This window comes from Vibrio tarriae, from assembly GCF_002216685.1.
GTDB lineage: Bacteria > Pseudomonadota > Gammaproteobacteria > Enterobacterales > Vibrionaceae > Vibrio > Vibrio tarriae.
This window is the reverse complement of record NZ_CP022352.1, coordinates 870233-889048: the sequence shown is the minus strand read 5'-3', so window position 1 is coordinate 889048 and position 18816 is coordinate 870233. Positions and strand designations below refer to the sequence as shown.

15 protein-coding genes are annotated in these 18816 nt (G+C 47.2%); 8 read left to right on the top strand and 7 right to left on the bottom strand.

The features are described 5' to 3' along the window. The first annotated feature begins 43 nt into the window (after positions 1 to 43). The 3 genes from fabV to CEQ48_RS04500 all read left to right on the top strand — a co-directional run bounded on the left by fabV (position 44) and on the right by CEQ48_RS04500 (position 5081). Positions 44 to 1252, top strand: a complete 1209-nt coding sequence (gene fabV, locus CEQ48_RS04510) for an enoyl-ACP reductase FabV (protein WP_089070398.1) — start codon at positions 44 to 46, stop codon at positions 1250 to 1252. Positions 1253 to 1419: 167 nt separating this feature from the next. Further along, the gene (locus tag CEQ48_RS04505) at positions 1420 to 3303 is read left to right on the top strand and encodes a sensor domain-containing phosphodiesterase (RefSeq protein WP_089070397.1); all 1884 of its coding nucleotides are present in this window, start codon (positions 1420 to 1422) and stop codon (positions 3301 to 3303) included. A gap of 128 nt (positions 3304 to 3431) precedes the next feature. Then, positions 3432 to 5081, top strand: a complete 1650-nt coding sequence (locus tag CEQ48_RS04500; protein WP_089070396.1) for an ABC-ATPase domain-containing protein — start codon at positions 3432 to 3434, stop codon at positions 5079 to 5081. 82 nt (positions 5082 to 5163) lie between these two features. Here the strand turns inward: CEQ48_RS04500 and CEQ48_RS04495 are convergent, their stop codons facing one another. Continuing rightward, the gene (locus CEQ48_RS04495) at positions 5164 to 5787 is read right to left on the bottom strand and encodes a DNA-J related domain-containing protein (protein WP_089070395.1); all 624 of its coding nucleotides are present in this window, start codon (positions 5785 to 5787) and stop codon (positions 5164 to 5166) included. A 235-nt stretch (positions 5788 to 6022) separates the two neighbouring features. On the opposite strand from CEQ48_RS04495, the gene CEQ48_RS04490 reads away from it, so the two are divergent. Beyond that, positions 6023 to 6610 (top strand): DUF2238 domain-containing protein, encoded by a 588-nt coding sequence (locus CEQ48_RS04490; protein ID WP_089070394.1) that lies wholly within the window; start codon positions 6023 to 6025, stop codon positions 6608 to 6610. On the opposite strand, the gene cutA is transcribed toward CEQ48_RS04490, so the two are convergent. Further along, a complete protein-coding gene (gene cutA / locus CEQ48_RS04485) occupies positions 6607 to 6945 on the bottom strand; it encodes a divalent-cation tolerance protein CutA (RefSeq protein ID WP_089070393.1) in 339 nt (112 codons plus the stop codon). The genes CEQ48_RS04490 and cutA overlap by 4 nt on opposite strands. 284 nt (positions 6946 to 7229) lie before the next feature. Between cutA and CEQ48_RS04480 the strand changes: the two genes are divergently transcribed. After that, positions 7230 to 7451 (top strand): transcription initiation factor TFIIIB, encoded by a 222-nt coding sequence (locus CEQ48_RS04480; protein ID WP_089070392.1) that lies wholly within the window; start codon positions 7230 to 7232, stop codon positions 7449 to 7451. A gap of 157 nt (positions 7452 to 7608) precedes the next feature. Here the strand turns inward: CEQ48_RS04480 and CEQ48_RS04475 are convergent, their stop codons facing one another. Next, the gene (locus tag CEQ48_RS04475; RefSeq protein ID WP_089070391.1) at positions 7609 to 8289 is read right to left on the bottom strand and encodes an HAD family hydrolase; all 681 of its coding nucleotides are present in this window, start codon (positions 8287 to 8289) and stop codon (positions 7609 to 7611) included. Positions 8290 to 8432: 143 nt separating this feature from the next. Continuing rightward, entirely contained in the window at positions 8433 to 8939 is a 507-nt protein-coding gene (locus CEQ48_RS04470; protein WP_089070390.1) for a hypothetical protein, read from the bottom strand. Positions 8940 to 9266: 327 nt separating this feature from the next. On the opposite strand from CEQ48_RS04470, the gene CEQ48_RS04465 reads away from it, so the two are divergent. Both CEQ48_RS04465 and CEQ48_RS04460 read left to right on the top strand, forming a co-directional pair. Further along, the gene (locus CEQ48_RS04465) at positions 9267 to 9749 is read left to right on the top strand and encodes a CreA family protein (RefSeq protein ID WP_089070389.1); all 483 of its coding nucleotides are present in this window, start codon (positions 9267 to 9269) and stop codon (positions 9747 to 9749) included. 117 nt (positions 9750 to 9866) lie between these two features. After that, the gene (locus CEQ48_RS04460; protein ID WP_089070572.1) at positions 9867 to 11171 is read left to right on the top strand and encodes an inosine/guanosine kinase; all 1305 of its coding nucleotides are present in this window, start codon (positions 9867 to 9869) and stop codon (positions 11169 to 11171) included. 95 nt (positions 11172 to 11266) lie between these two features. Here the strand turns inward: CEQ48_RS04460 and CEQ48_RS04455 are convergent, their stop codons facing one another. From CEQ48_RS04455 to CEQ48_RS04445, 3 genes are all read right to left on the bottom strand, one after another. After that, positions 11267 to 13231 carry an LTA synthase family protein gene (locus CEQ48_RS04455; protein WP_089070388.1) on the bottom strand — a complete coding sequence of 655 codons (1965 nt, stop codon included), beginning with the start codon at positions 13229 to 13231 and terminating at the stop codon, positions 11267 to 11269. 90 nt (positions 13232 to 13321) lie between these two features. Beyond that, positions 13322 to 14314 (bottom strand): GlyGly-anchored extracellular serine protease VesA, encoded by a 993-nt coding sequence (vesA, locus tag CEQ48_RS04450; RefSeq protein WP_089070387.1) that lies wholly within the window; start codon positions 14312 to 14314, stop codon positions 13322 to 13324. Positions 14315 to 14456: 142 nt separating this feature from the next. Further along, complete coding sequence (locus CEQ48_RS04445) at positions 14457 to 16388, bottom strand: DEAD/DEAH box helicase (protein WP_198301089.1); 1932 nt, start codon at positions 16386 to 16388, stop codon at positions 14457 to 14459. Between the two features lie 373 nt (positions 16389 to 16761). On the opposite strand from CEQ48_RS04445, the gene rnb reads away from it, so the two are divergent. After that, positions 16762 to 18798: an exoribonuclease II gene (rnb, locus tag CEQ48_RS04440; RefSeq protein ID WP_089070385.1), complete on the top strand. Its 2037-nt coding sequence runs from the start codon at positions 16762 to 16764 to the stop codon at positions 18796 to 18798. Positions 18799 to 18816: the final 18 nt, after the last annotated feature.

Here is an 18816-nt window from a genome sequence, read left to right as displayed (position 1 = left end):
TTTACGTTATTTTTGAGCCCTTAACTAGAGAATAGGTGACCCTATGCACATCAAGCCACTCATTCAGGGCGTTGTGGCGCGCAGCGCCCATCCTTATGGCTGTGAACAAGCCGTCCTACAGCAGATCCAATACGTAAAACAAGCAAACCCGATCAAGTCAGGCCCCAAACGTGTTCTCATCCTCGGAGCATCGTCCGGATTTGGCCTCGCGGCAAGGATTGCGCTGACCTTTGGTGGCGCGCAAGCCGATACGATTGGGGTCTCCTTTGAACGTGCCCCGAGTGAAACACAAACCGGCAGTGCCGGTTACTACAACAATCTCTTTTTTAAACAGTATGCCGAGCAAGCAGGTCGCATCGCGGTCAATCTCGAAGGCGATGTTTTTTCCGCCGAGATGCGTGAGCAAGTGATTGAAGCGATAGAAACCTATTTTGAAGGGGAAGTGGATCTCATCATTTACAGCATTGCCAGTGGCATGCGCCGCAAGCCTAGAAGCGAACAAGCTGACGCTGAATTTTGGAGATCCGCGATTAAGCCGATTGGTGAAGCGGTCTCTGGCGCAACCCTCTTGCTTGAAAATGACACGTGGATGGAAACCACCTTGCAACCAGCCAGCGAAGAGGAAATTGAAGGGACGTTACGCGTCATGGGCGGCGATGATTGGGAAAACTGGATTGATACCTTGATCAATGCCGAATCACTCGCTGAAGGGTGCAAAACGATCGCTTTTTCTTATATGGGTCCTGACGTTACTCACCCTATCTATCTGGATGGTACTTTAGGCCGCGCTAAAATCGATTTACACCAAACTAGCCATTCTCTTAATTTGAAACTCGCCAATTTTAATGGTGGTGCGTATGCCGTGGTCTGCAAGGCTCTGGTGACAAAAGCCAGCGTGTTTATTCCCGGCTTGAGTCCTTACTTAATCGCGCTGTACCAAGTAATGAAAAATAAAGGCACCCATGAAGGTTGCATTGAACAGATGCAACGCCTGTTTAGCGACAAGCTGTATGGTCATTCACGAATTCCACTCGATAGCGAACGTTTGATCCGCATGGATGATTGGGAGATGAACCCTGATACGCAAGTACAAGTTCGTGAACGTTTACAACAAATGAATGCCAGCAATTTTCAGCAGTTAGGCGATTATGCGGGCTTTAAACGTGAGTTTATGCAGCTTAACGGGTTTGAATTTGACCAGATTGATTATAGCCAATCTGTTGATATGCATAACTTTATTTATAACAAGTGACACTCTCCTCTGTTTTAGATTTGAGAATTCACACAAGCTGACTCAATTCGCTCTGCCATTCTGATCGGCATTTGTTAGAGTGACTGACAGCTGAAGTAAAGGTGTGGCTTCAGTTGTCAGTCACTCTAGTCAGGCACCAAATCCATGCCACTATCAAGGACTCATTAATGGCACCGATCCTTTCGCACTCGATCCCGATCCCTTCCAGCATGCAAGCAAGTTGGCAGGAGATGCTCAACCTGCTGGCCGAAGTGCTGAAAGTTTCAGCCACCCTGATCATGCGTTTACGTCATCACGACCTTGATGTGTTTTGCACGAGTGTGAGTAGTGATAACCCATATCAAGTCGGCATGACCGAACGGTTAGGCACAGGCTTGTATTGTGAAACTGTGGTTAATACTCGCCAGTTATTGCTGGTCAGTAACGCCGACCTCGACCCATTGTGGAAGGATAACCCAGATCTAGAATTGGGCATGCGCGCTTACTGTGGCGTGCCATTGCAATGGCCAAACGGTGAGCTTTTTGGATCTTTGTGTGTCACCGATCGTCAAGCTCGCCAGTTTCTTAGTACCGATCAGCAATTGATAAAAACCTTTGCTGAATCGATTGAAGCTCAGCTTAAAACCCTTTACCAACGCGAAACGCTGTTGCAAATGAACCAAGATTTGCACTTCAAAGTTCGTCATAAAATGCAAAGTATCGCCTCGCTGAACCAATCTCTCCATCAGGAGATCGATAAGCGCCGCGCCGCAGAACAGCAGATTGAGTACCAGCGCAGTCACGACCTTGGGACTGGCTTTCTTAATCGCACGGCATTGGAGCATCAGCTCGCGATGCAACTGACTCAATTAACTGAGCACGAAGAGCTCGCCGTGATTCATATCGGTTTTGCCAATGCCCGCCAATTACAAGCACGACTGGGTTACCACCTTTGGGATGATGTGTTAAAGCAGTTACGTGAACGGCTTGGCCCGGTGACGGAAGGGGAATTACTGACCGCTCGCCCTAACTCGACTAATTTGACGCTGATCTTAAAAGCCCATCCGCTCGACACCCAATTAAATCAGCTTTGCCATCGTTTAATTCACGCTGGGCAAGCTCAATTTGTGACGGACGGGCTTCCCGTTCACCTCAACCCTTATATTGGCGTAGCCCTTAGCCACGAAACGCGCGATCCGCAGCAGCTACTGCGCCATGCCGTCAGCAGCATGCTGGCGTGTAAGGACTCGGGATACAAAGTGTTTTTTCACTCCCCCGCATTAGCCGATAACCATGCGCGGCAAAATCAATTGGAAAACTATTTACTGCAAGCGGTGCGCAACAATGACCTGCTGCTCTATTTTCAACCCAAAGTCAGCATGAAAACCCAGCGCTGGGTCGGTGCTGAGGCATTATTGCGTTGGAAGCACCCAGTGCTGGGTGAGTTTTCCAATGAAACCTTAATTCATATGGCAGAACAAAACGGCCTGATCTTCGAAGTGGGAGATTTTGTTTTGCACCAAGCTCTGAAAGCCGCCAGTGACTGGTTAGTGATGTGTCCAACTTTTCATATCGCCATCAATGTCTCTTCCGTGCAGCTTAAGAACAGTGGGTTTGTTGAGCAAATTCGCGATCTGCTGGCTCTATACCATTTCCCTGCACATCAGTTGGAACTGGAAATCACCGAAAGTGGCTTGATTGTCGATGAACCGACCGCGAGTGAGATTCTCAATCGACTACACACACTGGGCGTGACTTTGTCACTCGATGATTTTGGTACGGGTTACGCTTCGTTTCAGTATCTAAAAAAATTCCCGTTTGATGGCATCAAGATTGATAAAAGTTTTATGGAGCAGATCGAACACAGTGAAAGCGATCAGGAAATTGTGCGCTCTATGCTGCATGTGGCGAAAAAACTGAACTTAAACGTGGTGGTGGAAGGTATTGAGTCGACACAACAAGAACAGTTCATTCTTGAACATGGCTGCGATGTCGGCCAAGGCTTTTTATATGGTAAGCCCATGCCCAGAGAGGCCTTTACGCAAAAGCTCGAAAGCCGAGCTCAGATATAATCGAAGTCATCATTCCTTGGTCTGTGGTTGTCGAGCACAAACAGATTGGCTTATCATTCCTTTACTCTTCAGTGGGCGCTACCTATAATCGCGCTCCTCTTTTTCTTTCCCTATGAGCGATAATCGAGATGGATCGACTAATTGCAACACTCAAGAAACTCGAAAAGCAGAACTATCGTGCTTATCAGCAGATCAAAGGTCAGTACGACTTTGGCGACTTTACTCTGTTCATCGATCACATTCAGTCTGATCCATACGCTTCAGCCTCTCGCCTGCGTGCTACGCGCGCTTGGTCGTTGACCGGTTTAGATTGGCTGAAAGAGAAATCCCCGGCTTATCAAATGGCTGCGCGTGATTTCATCGCTCGTGCTTTTGCAGAGTTCGCCAAACAAGACAACAGCTTATCGATCGCTATTAGCGGTCAAACGGTTCTCGATAGCACCTCTGTTCTGTTTAACGAACACGGTATCGAACTGCGTTTTCGCATGAGTATGCCAGCGGAAGGACGCGATATTCTGGCGAAAAAAGCGCTGAATATCTTAACCTTTCACCTGCCGAAATACATTCGCCGTGCCACGCTTGAACGCGAGTTAGATAAAGCCGCGCTACTGCATCATTGTGAAATCGTAGAAGATCAGGAAGCGATGCGCACTCAACTGGACGATCTCGGTCTTGTCGCTTTCGTCGCTAACGGCAGTGTATTGCCACGATTAGCCGGTAACTGCGATCTGCCAATGAAAGAAGCGGTTCCTTTCATCGCCCCGAAATCTCTCGAAGTCACCCTCTCAACGCCTAACCAAGGTGAACTGGTGGGTATGGGTATTCCACAAGGGATTACCTTGATCGTGGGCGGTGGGTTCCATGGCAAATCAACCTTGCTGACCGCGCTTGAGCGTTCGGTCTACAACCATATTCCGGGTGATGGTCGTGAGCGCATGGTCACTGATGTTAAAGCGATGAAGATCCGCGCTGAAGAAGGCCGTTGTGTACACAATCTCAATCTATCGAACTACATCAATCATTTACCTATGGGTAAAGACACGACCGATTTCAGCACGCAAGATGCTTCTGGCTCTACCTCGCAGTCGGCTTGGTTACAAGAATCGATTGAAGCGGGCGTAACAACCCTGCTGATTGATGAAGACACTTCTGCCACCAACTTTATGATCCGTGATGAGCGTATGCAGGCACTGGTTAGCAAAGGTGAAGAGCCGATCACGCCGCTGGTGGATCGTATCGGTCAGTTACGTGATGATCTCGGCATCTCGACACTGGTGGTGATGGGGGGCTCTGGTGACTATCTGGATGTAGCCGATACCGTCATTCAGATGCACGACTACCAACCCGTCGACGTAACAGAAAAAGCGCGTGAAGTGATTGCCCAGCACCCAACGCTGCGTCGTAATGAGTGTGAAACCCCACTCGCGACCTTTACACCACGAGCTCTCAACTGTGCCACTTTGCAAAAACTGCTGCTGGATGGCAAATTCCGTGTGTCGGCTAAAGGCTTGGATGCTCTGCGTTTTGGTAAAGAGTTTACGGACATTTCCGCACTGGAGCAGTTGCAAAGTTCAAGTGAAGTGAATGCCATTGGTTGGCTGTGGTTCCAACTGGCACAACTGCCAGGTTGGACAGACAATCCAGCCAAAGCCATGACTAAAATGCTTGAAGGTAACTGGTATCAAGCCATGCCAAACCACGGTGATTTAGCTAAGCCGCGTATTTTAGATGCAATGGCAGCCCTAAACCGGATGCGAAAAGCACAATTTAAAGCCTAAGCCATTAACTGAGTTTCCAGCGCCAATGAGCTTCAAAACAGTAACGCGACCAACGCGTCGCGTTACTGTTTCTAAGGCCTGATTAGAATTCTTGCCTAAGCACATTCCACGCTTCACATAAGATCCGAAAACGTTCGGCATTGCCATTTTCTCGATCGGGATGCCAGCGCAAAGCAAGCTTACGCCACGTTTTACGGATCTCAACGGCGCTCGCCTCTTCGGTTAATTCAAACAGACGCAGAGCTTGTCCTCGAGTTAAATCCTTACCGTTATGGCTGCCCACTGAGTGTCGATATCGACTCCAAAACTCATTGAGCAAACGCTTCACTTCCCCTTCATTCGCTTCATAGTTCATCCACTGCGTGTAGTAATCTCGCAAAGGATCATTGACATCAATGTCGTGGAATTCACTACGCATCATCGGGGTTAAAATGATGTTCATCGCTTCAACTTGCAACCATTTATCTGGATGCAGAGTTTCTTGGAGCTGATAGAGCGCATTCATGATTAGGAAATTTCGCTTGAACAGATCTTTTTCCGGCTGAGGGTCTAAGACCGGCATGATGCCTAACTCACTCAAGTGAGCGGCTAAGGTATGCACTTTCCATCCTGAAGGTTGGCGTTTCAGAACCTCAAAAATCGGCCACAACAGCGGATTTTCCATATAAGTCTGAAACGTTGCAGCAAGCTGGCGACTGTCTGACATAAGGCTTCCATTCCCACGAAATACTCTAATTCAAGGTCAATCTAACCCATTTGTCACGGCGGTGAAATGGCAAATATTGATTGTGTGAAGATCAATGCCCATAAGGCTTGCAGGCTGTTTTTCTGACACTGAAAAAGCCAGATTTCTGACGTTTCATTCGCTCTGGATATTTGAAAATTGAACAATGTTCATAATGATGGCAGGATAGTACCCATTCCATTGACGGAGATTTACTATGCCATTGTCGCGACCTCTTATCGGATTGACCCTTTTTTACAGCTTGGTTTTTGTTTTTTCAGCCATAGCGCCTACTTCACGTGCCGTTTGGTTTGCCGAAATCATCCCCGCCATTCTGGTACTGGCCACGGTTTGGTGGGTCTCTTTACGCTGGTCAATGAGCACGACCGCCTATGTATTGATGTTTGTTTGGCTCTGTTTGCACACCATAGGCGCAAAATACACCTTCGCGGAAGTCCCTTTTGACTGGTTTAATGCCCTGATCGGCTCAACACGCAATCAATTCGATCGCGTCGCCCATTTCTCCATCGGTCTTTATGCTTATCCTATTGCGGAATGGCTGTTACGTAAGCAGCAAACGAAACCTTGGCTAGCCTACAGCTTTGCACTATTTAGCTTAATGAGCCTTGCTGCGGCTTACGAAATTATTGAATGGTGGTACGCCGCGCTCGCCGGTGGCGAAGAAGGTATCGCGTTTTTAGGCTCACAAGGGGATGTTTGGGATGCCCAGAAAGATATGTTGTGCGATACCTTAGGTGCCATCACCGCACTTTGCTTACTCGCATGGCAGCGAACTAGAGGCTAAGGCTGGGTATTGTGTTTAAGCCAAGCTAGATAAGGTTCAAAACCTTGAGTAAGCGGCAGTTGCACGATCTGTGGTACTTGATACGGATGAAGCAGCTGAACGGCACTTTCAAGCGCAGCGTAACAAGCCACTTGGGTTTTGATCACCAGCAGCAGCTCCTTGTCCTGACAATAATTGCCCTGCCACAGATAATGACTTTCTATCGGCAAAACTTGAACACAGGCAGCAAGCTTGTGTTCAAGCAGATGATGGATAATGTGCTCAGCATTGTGCTTGTCGTTAGTGGTCGTCAGTACCACGCAATAGTCAGTGGGATTCAAATCTGCTGGCTTCATCGATGTTTTTTACTCGTCAAAGTGATGTTTATTGGCGTCATCTCCGCCCTACTGGAAAAGCTAACCTCAAGTTCCGACAGAACTCGATAAGAGTATGATCGATGACAATTTGTGCATGTATTTTCTATGAATTGCATCTCAATTTTGGAACAAAAATAGAACGGCTCACCAACAAACTTTCAGAAAGTGTTTATGCTAAATGCAAATATAAAATTACATCACAAGCCTAGCGTCACCAAAGACGCGAAGCAATACTCACTTTTTTTGCTGCTGAGAATAAAACTATGGATAACCGACTTGTCGAAGAAACCGTTGCAGAAGAAACGCTCGATTGCTGCCCCCTCTGCCAACACGATGAATTTTTCATTTCTGCCGATAGAGAAAAATTTTACTGCGCGAAATGTGGCTTTCACACCAATACCCTTACCAGCATTCAACCTATGCTGGCCGCTAAAGCGAATCTCACGAATCGCTTTGTTCACATTGGTATCAAAACTCGTCAATAGTAGAGAATCGGCATTCATCACAACCGCATTGTTCTTCTGTTCAAGGATGAAGAATGCGGTTGTGAAAAGTATGGCAAGTATTCAGTTTTCACTCGTTTAAGTTCTTTAATCAAACGACTGCGATCAACAGGCTAGAGTGACGTCGATAAAGGTTCGGTTACGCAGATTGGCGCATCATATTACCACTCAAGAATTCCGCTAATTGGAGTAAATTACTCAAGACAATGACTTGTTGAGAATGGCTGCGATTTTGCGGATTCAATGGGCTTAATTGAAATGTCAGCACTTCAGCATTTAATCCCGCTTCTACACCCTTTGGAGTGTCGTCAACATAGATACACTCATCCAATGTAAAGCCCATGTTCATTGCACAATAACGGATGAGATCTGGCTCAGGCTTCCAACTGTTGGCATCAAAAGCAGAAAAAATCCGCCCTTCAAAATAGTGCTCAAGGCCAGCGAGAGTCAGGGTCATCGCGATTTTTTCTCGTGGTGCGTTTGAAGCCACACAAAATTCAATGTGGTTACGCTTCAAGTAGTTGAGCAATGCCCTAGCGCCGCCCATCGGTGAAAGTTTACGCCGAAACGTTGCTGCGACAATCGAACGATAACGCTGTTCAAGCAAGTCAATATCGGCGGTGATCTGCGCCAGTTGACAGGCGGAATGGAGAATGTCGGCAATTTTGCCGCCAGAGAAATGCTCCGCTACCTGTTGATAGCTTAATGACACCCCAAGCTCACCAAACACTTGTACCAGAGCTTCACAGCACAAACGTTCGCTGTCTACTAAGGTTCCTTCACAGTCAAAAATGACACATTTTACTCTGGATCCAGTCATTACTTATCCCTCCGTCCTCATTAGCAGTGTATATCTCACTGTGGCACTAAAAAGGATGGAGTTAACAGAATGGCAGAAAACCATGCACAAACGTGCATAACTTCTACTGAAGTCACTCTTTTGCGAACAGAAACTAAACTGGCTCAGAGTTCGATGTAAGGGATCGCTTGGCTTGCCGTCATCGCTTGCCATTTTGCATACAGTGCATGGGCAAACGCTTCGCGAGTTTCAAACAGGTTGTTGGGTTTCACAACCAGATCTGAGAGCAAAACCATTTGCTCATGCTCGGTCACCATACCGGCCGCAACGGGCTCACCAAGATGAAATCCTAGGAATAGCTGACATGGCGGTGAATAAATAATTTGCGTAAAAAATTCAACCAAACGTTCTTGATCATGCTTTTCTGGGCTACGCGTTGCTTGCAAGAGAGCAAACAATATGGTTAAGCGATGAAAATCCACCAGATAGATCTCTTGCAGCAAGGGCACACTGCATGCCTGCGGCTGAAACAACGAAACTTCAGTTTGTAGGTTTAACGCATGGTAAATATCGCGCCCCTCTAAACTTTCAGCAGTTGGGAATTCGACATCCACTTGGCTTAATAACCACTGATTTTTGGCTGCAACCACAGGTGAGGGAGAGTAAATCATAGGGGACTTCTTCTTGGTTGGTGAAGCAACACCTAATCAATAAGCGTCGCAGTAAACGCAGCATACTCATCAAGCCAGCACGGAACAAGCTTTAATCCCTGTTCATAGCGAATTGCGTATCAAGGTCTTAGCCATGAGGCTGCACTATCGCCAGAAAATCAGTATGATGTAAACCCAAACAGCCTGAAGTTGCCGCACTGAGTGTCCCAGTATCAGGTAGAAAGGTGATATATACCCAAACGACGTGGAATTGCAGGTAGACGCTTAAGTACCGCTGCAACTTCAAGTAGAAAGGGGATACACAATTAACTTAAACGGAACTTGATTATGCTCAATCCAATTCGCACTGCCTTGCTTCTTTCCTTCGCTTTCGTTTTGAGTGGTTGTGATCGCTCAGAAGTCGGTGATGTTAGCCTCGGCATGTTTACCTTGAAAGACATTAAAATCAATAACCTGACCGACCCGGTTGTCACTGGCGTGACTTGCCATGTAGCGAGCATTGAAGCCGATTTAAGTTTGGCCGACCCATCAGACTCCGCCATTTCTTGCCGCCAGACGGGCGAAATTACCCCTGAGATGATTGCGCAAATTGATAAATCTGCCTCTGGTGAAGTAGTGTTTCAAAAGTCCAAAAGTATTTTCTTCAAATCGATGAAAATTCGCCGCATTTTTGATGCCAAAAACCAAACCCTGATGTACCTCTCCTATTCGACCAAAGAAACATCCGGCAGTTTCAAACACAGCCTTTCTACCGTGCCACTGTGGGGAACTCAAGCCTACAACGCCTTCCCTGAAACACAGAGCAAATAGTCCTACACTGCGCAGCCTGATACGCGTTTCACATCACTTCAGGCTGCAATAAAAATGAAAGTAATTTGCCACATCTGTGATATGATGCGCGAAAATTTGTCAATTAACACTTTCAAAATGAAGTTTCCCGGTCAGCGCAAATCTAAGCACTATTTTCCAACTCACGCCCGCGATCCACTCGTCAACCAAATTCAGCAAACACCAAAGCTCAATCGCCCTACTGTTGTCGGTGTCGGTCAAACCATCGTTGATATCGAAGCTCGCGTCGATGACGAGTTTTTAACTCGCTACGAACTCAGTAAAGGTCACTCACTGGTATTGGAAGAGAGCAAAGCGGATGCGCTCTACCACGAATTGGTTGTACGTGGGTTGATCACTCACCAGTATCCGGGAGATACCATTGGTAACACATTGCACAACTATTCGGTTTTAGCGGACAGCAAATCGGTGTTGCTGGGTGTGATGTCGAAAAATATCGAAGTCGGCTCATACGCTTATCGCTACCTGTGCCGCACCTCAGCTCGGATGAATTTAAACCACTTGCAAACGGTGGATGGTCCTATCGGTCGTTGCTACACCTTGATTTCTGAAGATGGTGAACGAACGTTTGCGATCAATGAAGGGCACATGAATAAGCTGCGCTCTGATAGCATTCCCGAAGAAGTGTTTGATAAAGCTTCGGCTTTGGTTGTGTCATCCTATTTGATGCGTGGTAAACCTGAAGATCCGATGCCACAAGCGGTGCAACGCGCCATTGAAATCGCAAAAGCACGCAGTATTCCTGTGGTTCTAACCCTAGGCACAAAATATGTGATCGAAGGTAACGCCGAATGGTGGCAAAACTACATGAAAGAGCATGTGACCGTTGTTGCGATGAATGAAGAAGAAGGCGCAGCGCTCACTGGTGAACGCGACCCTCTGCTCGCTGCAGATAAAGCCCTGCAATGGGTTGACTTAGTGCTGTGCACGGCAGGCCCTGTGGGTTTGTATATGGCGGGCTATATTGACGAGTCAGCTAAGCGTGAAACAGAGCTACCTCTGCTACCGGGTAATATTCCTGAGTTTAATAAGTACGAATTCAGCCGCGCAATGCGTAAAGAGGATTGCCGCACCCCGCTGAAAGTTTACTCTCACATTGGCCCATACTTAGGCGGCCCGCTAGAGATTAAAAACACCAATGGGGCTGGCGATGGCGCACTTTCTGCGTTGCTGCACGATATGGCGGCAAACGCGTATCACCAACGCAATGTGCCCAATTCTGCCAAGCATGATCAGCCATATCTGACCTATTCCTCGCTCTCTCAAGTGTGTAAGTACGCAAACCGCGTCAGCTATGAAGTGTTGACTCAGCATTCACCACGCTTATCACGTGCCTTACCTGAGCGCGAAGATAGCTTGGAAGAAGCGTACTGGGATCGTTAATTCCTTATCGTGGAACGAGACTCGTAAACGATTCACTCGGTAATAAAGAAGGCGACCTAAGGTCGCCTTCTCTGTTTGGCGGTTAATGAAATGGCTTATTTTTCCAATTCATAACTTTTTTGTGCGGTATAGTAATTCTCTTTAAATGCCAAACTACCCCACATCGCATTAGCATGCGCCCTAGTCACAATGGATGCATCAAGTTGGATCGGTGTCATCTTATGTGTCACTGAATCATATTGATAGGTTGTGATATCTTGTCCTGGCTGTAATACAACCACTTGGTTATCCGGTGTTAACCAACCAAAATTTTTGTCGCGTTGCATCATCGCGCGTTGCTTTTCAACAGGAACATCTTTGGTTAAATCAAAGCCTATCATGGGGTTTTGACTGCTAATACCCGCTAAAGACAGCAACGTTGGCGCTAAGTCTAACTGGCTGAGTAAGCGGTCATCTTTACGCGCTTCAATGCCACCGCCAAAAATAACTGCTGGAATATGGAAATATTCAACTGGGATTGGATTGGTACCTTGTGTACGCGCGTCATGGTCTGCGACAACCACAAACACAGTGTTATCCCAATAAGGTGATTTTTTCGCCTTCTCAACAAACTGACCCAATGCATAGTCAGCGTATTTCACTGCATTTTCTACCGTCTGTTTGGGTTCGTTGTATTGAGTAATCACACCATCTGGGTATTCAAACGGGCTATGGTTAGACGAGGTAAATACCAAACTAAAGAAAGACTTACCTTCTTTTGCCATTTGATTGAACTGCTCATCCGCTTTATTGAACAGATCTTCATCTGACGCTCCCCATGAACCGATAAATTTGGGTTTAGAGAAGGTAGCTAGGTCTTGCATATCCACAAAGCCATTACCGAGGAAAAAGCTCCTCATATTGTCAAAATGGCTCTCACCACCGTAAATGAATTGCGTATGGTACTGTAGAGCTTTCAGCAAACCTGCAATTGAGAAGAAGTTATTTTGGCTTTTACCTAGCTTCACCACTGAGCGAGCAGGCGTTGGAGAAAAGCCTGTCGTTACTGCTTCAATACCGCGTACTGAGCGAGTACCAGTAGCGTACATACGAGTAAATGCCCAGCCTTCATTAATCAGCTTGTCCATGTTTGGAGAAACATCAATTCCCCCAAGACTTTTTACATAACGTGCGCCGTGACTTTCCATCAACAAAATGACGATATTTTTAGGAGCACCTTGGTACGTCGCGACATGATTGGCTAAAGAGGGTTTGTCATCACTAATGAAATCTTCTGGTACGACGGTCATTGAAGAACGAACTTCGTCAATCACAAGCTGTTTATCCATTTTCGGATAAAATTCAAACGCGTTGGCTTCCGAGCCCATTTGCTTGGCAGCGAAAATAACTGAATACGAGGAGTTGAGCGCAAGATCGTTCATCAAAGGATCGCTCGAGAAAGAGACCATTGCCGGATTCATTGGACGATGCCCTAAAGAAGAACGAGCCCCTAGTATCCCAATTGCTACCACAAGCACAGCAATCACTGGACGCCAATACCATTTCGGATAATGTAAATTGGCAACCAATGTTTTACTCCATCGCCAGCCGAGCACAACCGTCATAAGACTCACGACTAGGCCGATAAATAGCTCCAGTTTGTAACCTGACCACAGCATACCGAAGACTTCTTTCGGATAGATAAGGTATTCCACAAACAAACGGTTAGGACGCAGATCGTACTCAATAATAAAAGGTGGCGTAGCGACTTCCATGTATACAACGACCCATAACCCAGCCGTGATCCAAAGACGCAACACCCAATTCCAAATACGTCCAAGCCAGTGTTCGCCTGAAATTAGGCTCGTTAAAAGTGCAGGCAAAATAAATAAGTAGCAGATTGACGCAAAGTCCACCCGTAAGCCACTAGCAAAAATGCGTATCCAACCGTCTGCATCCATTATGCGGTCAAAATGCCATATCGCAAGGCCTAAACGTGATAGCGTAAAGATGGCTAATAAAGCGAGCACAGCGCAAGCGATAGGATAAAGAGTCCCAAAGAATAATTTGAGTTTATTCAAAGTCGTTACCTAGGGTTGTATAAATTGACAAAGTGAATACCGATAATGTCAGATTAACATCTCAAATCAAACAACCCTTGAACATAAATTTCAAATATACAGATTGTTACGTCGAATAATCATCAATATGCCTAAAATGAAAGCAACAAGAAAAGAGACACTCCCTCCGGATGAGCTTTCACTCACGACAGCCGCTGTGGTTCTTCCTACAATCAACTGCCGCACACCATTACTTTCCGTCACATAATACTTCGGTGTCTCTAGGCCATTCATAACACGTAATATCCAACCGTAGTAATCGGATACTTCAGTGAATACCGAAGTGACTGGAAGCGCAGGATTACCGCAGGTAGATGGTCCAAAACTGGTGATCCCGATTTGCACATAGCCAGAGCCACTCTCCCAATAGACAGGGCCACCAGAATCCCCAGAACAGGTTGAGTTGCGGTACGAACCACTTTGTACACCAGTGAAGCAGACATGCCCAGAGCCTAAATTAGCACCGTAATAAGCCGAGCAGGTCGCAAACGGAACAAAGGTTAAGGTGGTCTCTAATAAACGGGTTCCTCCGGCGACATTGCCATTCACATAGCCGTGACCAATCGCTTTATAGGTCCCATTCACGTCATAGCTGTTATTGATTGAGCTATTGAGTACCCCAACGAAATTACTCACATTAAGGTCGCTTTCTAATTTGATGATCGCAATATCATTTGGCCAATAAACGGAAGATGAATTCACATAGCTGTCTGGGTAATAGAACTCTGAACCACGTGCAAATTGAACATTCCCATTCGGGTAATCACTTTCATCTTGTAACTGAGGGATGGCTACTGTGTAAAGCATGGCATAGCTATCACCATAAATGCAGTGTGCTGCTGTGAGGATATAACGCGAGTTAAGAACCGTCGCACCACAGTAGGTTCCTGAGCTGTATTGATAGGGAGAGATATAAATCGCCAAGCTGGCAAATGAAGGGTAGTTTGCAACGTTCGCATTAGTACCATTCACAATATACGGCGAAATTTCAACCGCAGAAACTCGCATCGTCAGCAGTAACAGGAGCCATAGCCATTTGCGCATGCTTCACCTCATTGGTTGAATTGTTTGTTCTGCTTATTTATCACCCAGTTAAAGTGTAGCAATGAAATGGAATCATGCGACGCAGATAACAAAAAACCCGCATTTTTATCTGCGGGTTTATCAATTCAATCAATTCAGTGTATTACGCTTCTTCGCGACGACGGCTATGGCCACGCTCACCACGGTAGCTACCACTGCTTTCACCGCTACGGTTACGCTCAAAGCGACGCTCACCTTCACGGAAAGGACGGCCTTCACCACTACGTGCGCGACCACCTTCGCGGCCGCCTTCACGACCACCACGGAAACCGCCTTCACGGTTGCCTTCTGGGCGACGACCACCTTCGCGACGTGGACCACCTTCACGACGAGCACCACCACGAGATTCGCGGAAATCGTCGAAGTCACACACGACTGCGCCCACTTCTTTCTGGCGGATACGCAGCTTACGTAGCTTGCTAGAAACGTCATTTGACATGGCTTTTGGTAGCTGAACAAACGTATGGCCTTGGGCCAGTTTGATCGCACCGATAGAACCTTTAGTCAGACCCAGTTCGTTTGCGAGAGCGCCGACGATGTCTTTTACTTGAACGCCTTGGTCACGGCCAACTTGCAGTTGGTAAGTATCCCAATCATGGTTCTCTTGCTCACGGGCACCAAATTCACGACGAGCAGGACGATCACTATCGCGGCGGTCATCACGACGCTCACGACGACGTGATTTTTCACGCTCCATCGCTTCGATCATTGGATCAGCACCGACATAAAACAGTGGACGCTTGCCTTGCTGACGTTTCAGCAGGATTGCAGCCAGAGTCGTTGCATCGATTTCCAGTGACGCTTGCAGTTTTTCAACCAAATCAGCGAAACGCTCGAGCGAGCTGAACTCTTTATCTGCTGCCAGTTCTTGACCCAGCTTAGTCAGACGAGATTCAGCCACTTTATCGCGGTGTGGCAGTTGGATCTCTTCCATTGAAGAACGAGTGACACGCTCGATAGTGCGTAGCATGCGGATTTGGTTAGTACGAACCAGCAGGATCGCCTTACCTTTACGTCCAGCACGACCAGTACGACCGATACGGTGGATGTAAGATTCCACATCAAATGGAATATCGTAGTTGTATACGTGAGTGATACGAGGAACGTCCAGACCACGTGCGACGACGTCGGTCGCAACCAGAATATCAATCACACCTTGTTTGATATGATCAACGGTGCGCTCACGTAGCGACTGAGGGATATCACCGTGCAGAGCCGCCGCTTTAAAGCCACGCGCGCACAACCAATCCGCTAGACGCTCAGTATCCTGACGAGTACGGACAAACACGATAGAAGCATCGGTTTCTTCGGTTTCAAGCAGACGAGCCATCGCTTCATCTTTCTCTACACCTTTTACAACCCAGTATTGTTGCTCAACTTTCGCGACCGTTTGGTTAGAACCCGCTACGTCAACACACTCTGGATCACGTAGGAAACGTTCCACGATCTCTTTCACCATTGGCGGCATGGTGGCCGAGAACAGTACGCGTTGTGCAGACTCTGGCGCTTGCTCCATGATCCAAGTCACGTCATCAACGAAGCCCATTTTCAGCATTTCGTCTGCTTCATCCAAGATGAAAGTATGACATTCGTCTAGGTGTAGACGATCACGAGTGATCAGATCTTTTACGCGACCTGGAGTACCCACAACAATGTGAGCGCCAGATTTCAGAGCGCGCATTTGATCAAGAATCGATGCACCACCGTAGATCTCAAGAACCTTGAGGCCTTTGATATTTTTGCCTAGGTTTTTGATCTCAGCCGCTACCTGAATCGCCAGCTCACGCGTTGGCGCCATAACAATAGCTTGTGGCTTGTACTGAGAGAGATTAAGTTTGTTCAGCAGAGGCAAAGAGAATGCCGCTGTTTTACCTGTACCTGTTTGCGCTTTACCCAGTGCATCACGACCTTCAAGCAAAAAAGGAATTGCTGCTGCTTGGATAGGTGTTGGTGATACGAAGCCCATTTCGTTTAGGGCAGAAAGGATGGCGCTGTTCAGTGCTAAATCACTGAATTGAATTGCAGTATCTTGCATGGGGATCCCACTAAATGAAGAAATAACCAAGGTCCCACGTGCTTTACCATTTCCAACCAATCCAATGAATTGCTGAGTCCGTTCAGATGCGGATAAGTATTAAAACGCATCAAGCCGCTAGGGACATATAAGGGACGCGGATTATTCCTTAAATGCATAAAAAAAGCTAGGAAAAATTGAATTTCATCACAAAAATTTCTTAGCAAAGGAAAAATGATGCCTGATTGACCGAAAAATCCCATTAAAACACCAAAACTGCTGACAATTTCAGCGAATAAATAAACAGCCAACGGCGCTCAATCTCACGTTTTCGGTAGTAATCCAGCCCCTCAATGATTATAGTGTGCCCAACTTAAACGGTTAGATAAAAAAGATGTTCCAAGACAATCCGCTCCTCGCGCAGCTTAAACAAAAAATCCAAGAAACCCTGCCTAAGAAAGAAGGCACCATCAAAGCCAGTGACAAAGGTTTTGGCTTCCTCGAAGTCGATAGCAAAACCAGCTACTTTGTTCCGCCTCCTTATATGAAGAAGTGTTTGCATGGCGACAAAGTCGTGGCTTTCATCCGTACCGAAAATGAACGCGAAGTGGCTGAGCCTTCTGAACTCATCGAGCAATCGCTGACTCGCTTCATTGGCCGCGTAAAACTATTTAAAGGCAAACTGAACGTCGCGCCGGATCATCCACAACTGAAAAAGCTGTCGCTGAAGGCCAAAACCAAGAAAGGCCTCAACGAAGCTGACTTCCAAGAAGGTGATTGGGTCGTCGCTCACCTTGTCCGCCACCCTTTGAAAGGTGACGATGGTTTCTTTGTGCAGATTTCACACAAAATCACCGATGCGAATGACAAAATTGCCCCTTGGTGGGTGACATTAGCGGAAAACGATCTGCCTAACAGCGAGCCTGCGGGCATTGACGATTGGCAACTCAAAGATGATGCAGACTTGGTTCGTGAAGATCTGACCGCACTGCCTTTTGTCACCATCGATGGTGAATCCACCAAAGATATGGATGACGCGTTGTACGCACAGCAACTGCCAAACGGTGATTTTGCGCTGACCATCGCGATTGCCGATCCAACCGCTTACATCACCCCAGAAGATGAGATGGACAAAGTGGCTCGTGAGCGTGGCTTTACCATTTATTTGCCAGGTCGCAACATTCCTATGTTGCCACGCGATCTCGCCGATGAGCTTTGCTCTCTGATGGAAGACCAAGTTCGTCCAGCCCTATGCTGCTCAGTCACGATCAGTAAAGATGGCGTGATTGGCGATGATATTCGCTTTTTCGCAGCCAACATCAAATCTCACGCACGCCTAGTGTACGACCATGTTTCTGACTGGTTGGAGACTGGCAGCTCGGAACAGTGGCAACCAAGCGAAGAAATTGCCCAAGTGGTGCGCGACCTTTACGCTTTCTCACAAGCGCGTGCGACTTGGCGTGAAACCCATGCCGTGGTATTTCCAGATCGTCCAGACTATCGCTTCGAACTTAGCGCCGAAAACGATGTCGTGGCGATTCATGCTGACATGCGCCGTACGGCAAACCGCTTGGTCGAAGAATCGATGATCACTGCCAACATCTGTGCGGGTAAAACGCTGCAAACCACATTTGGTTTTGGTGTATTCAATACCCACGCTGGTTTTAAAGCGGAGAAAATGGCCGACGTGGTGGAGTTAATGGCTGTTCACAGTGCACCGAATGCGGACGCTGAAACGCTGGCAACGGTGGAAGGCTTTGCTGCTCTGCGCCGCTGGCTAGCCACACAAGAAACCAGCTACCTCGATAATCGTATTCGTAAATACCAAAGCTACAGTGAGATTGGCAACCAGCCTCTCCCCCACTTCGCGATGGGCCTTGATGTGTACGCAACGTGGACTTCGCCGATTCGTAAATACGGCGACATGATCAACCATCGCCTACTGAAAGCGCACATTCTGGGCAAAGCCCCGGTGCAAACGCCGGATGAGACAGTTGGTGAAGAACTGGCTCTGCACCGTAAACACCACAAAATTGCTGAACGTAATGTGGCAGATTGGCTGTATGCGCGCACACTGGCTGATGAGCCAGCGAAAGAAACCCGCTTCCAAGCCGAGATCTTCGATATCAACCGTCCGGGCATGCGTGTGCGCTTACTCGAAAATGGTGCAATGGCCTTTATTCCGGGAGCCCTGATCCTCGATAACAAAGAGCGTATCGAGTGTAATGGTGAAGACGGCACGGTACTGATCGATAAAGAAGTGGTGTACAAACTTGGTGATGTGCTGGAAATCGTCCTGACAGAAGTCAATCAAGAAAACCGAAGCTTAGTGGGTAAACCAACGCAAGTGTTTGCTGATCTGGTTTCAGAGACGCAAACCAGCGCAGAGCAACCTGCTGAGGGCGCAGAAAATAGCGAGCCACAAGCTTAGTAAATCCATCTTTCTTCA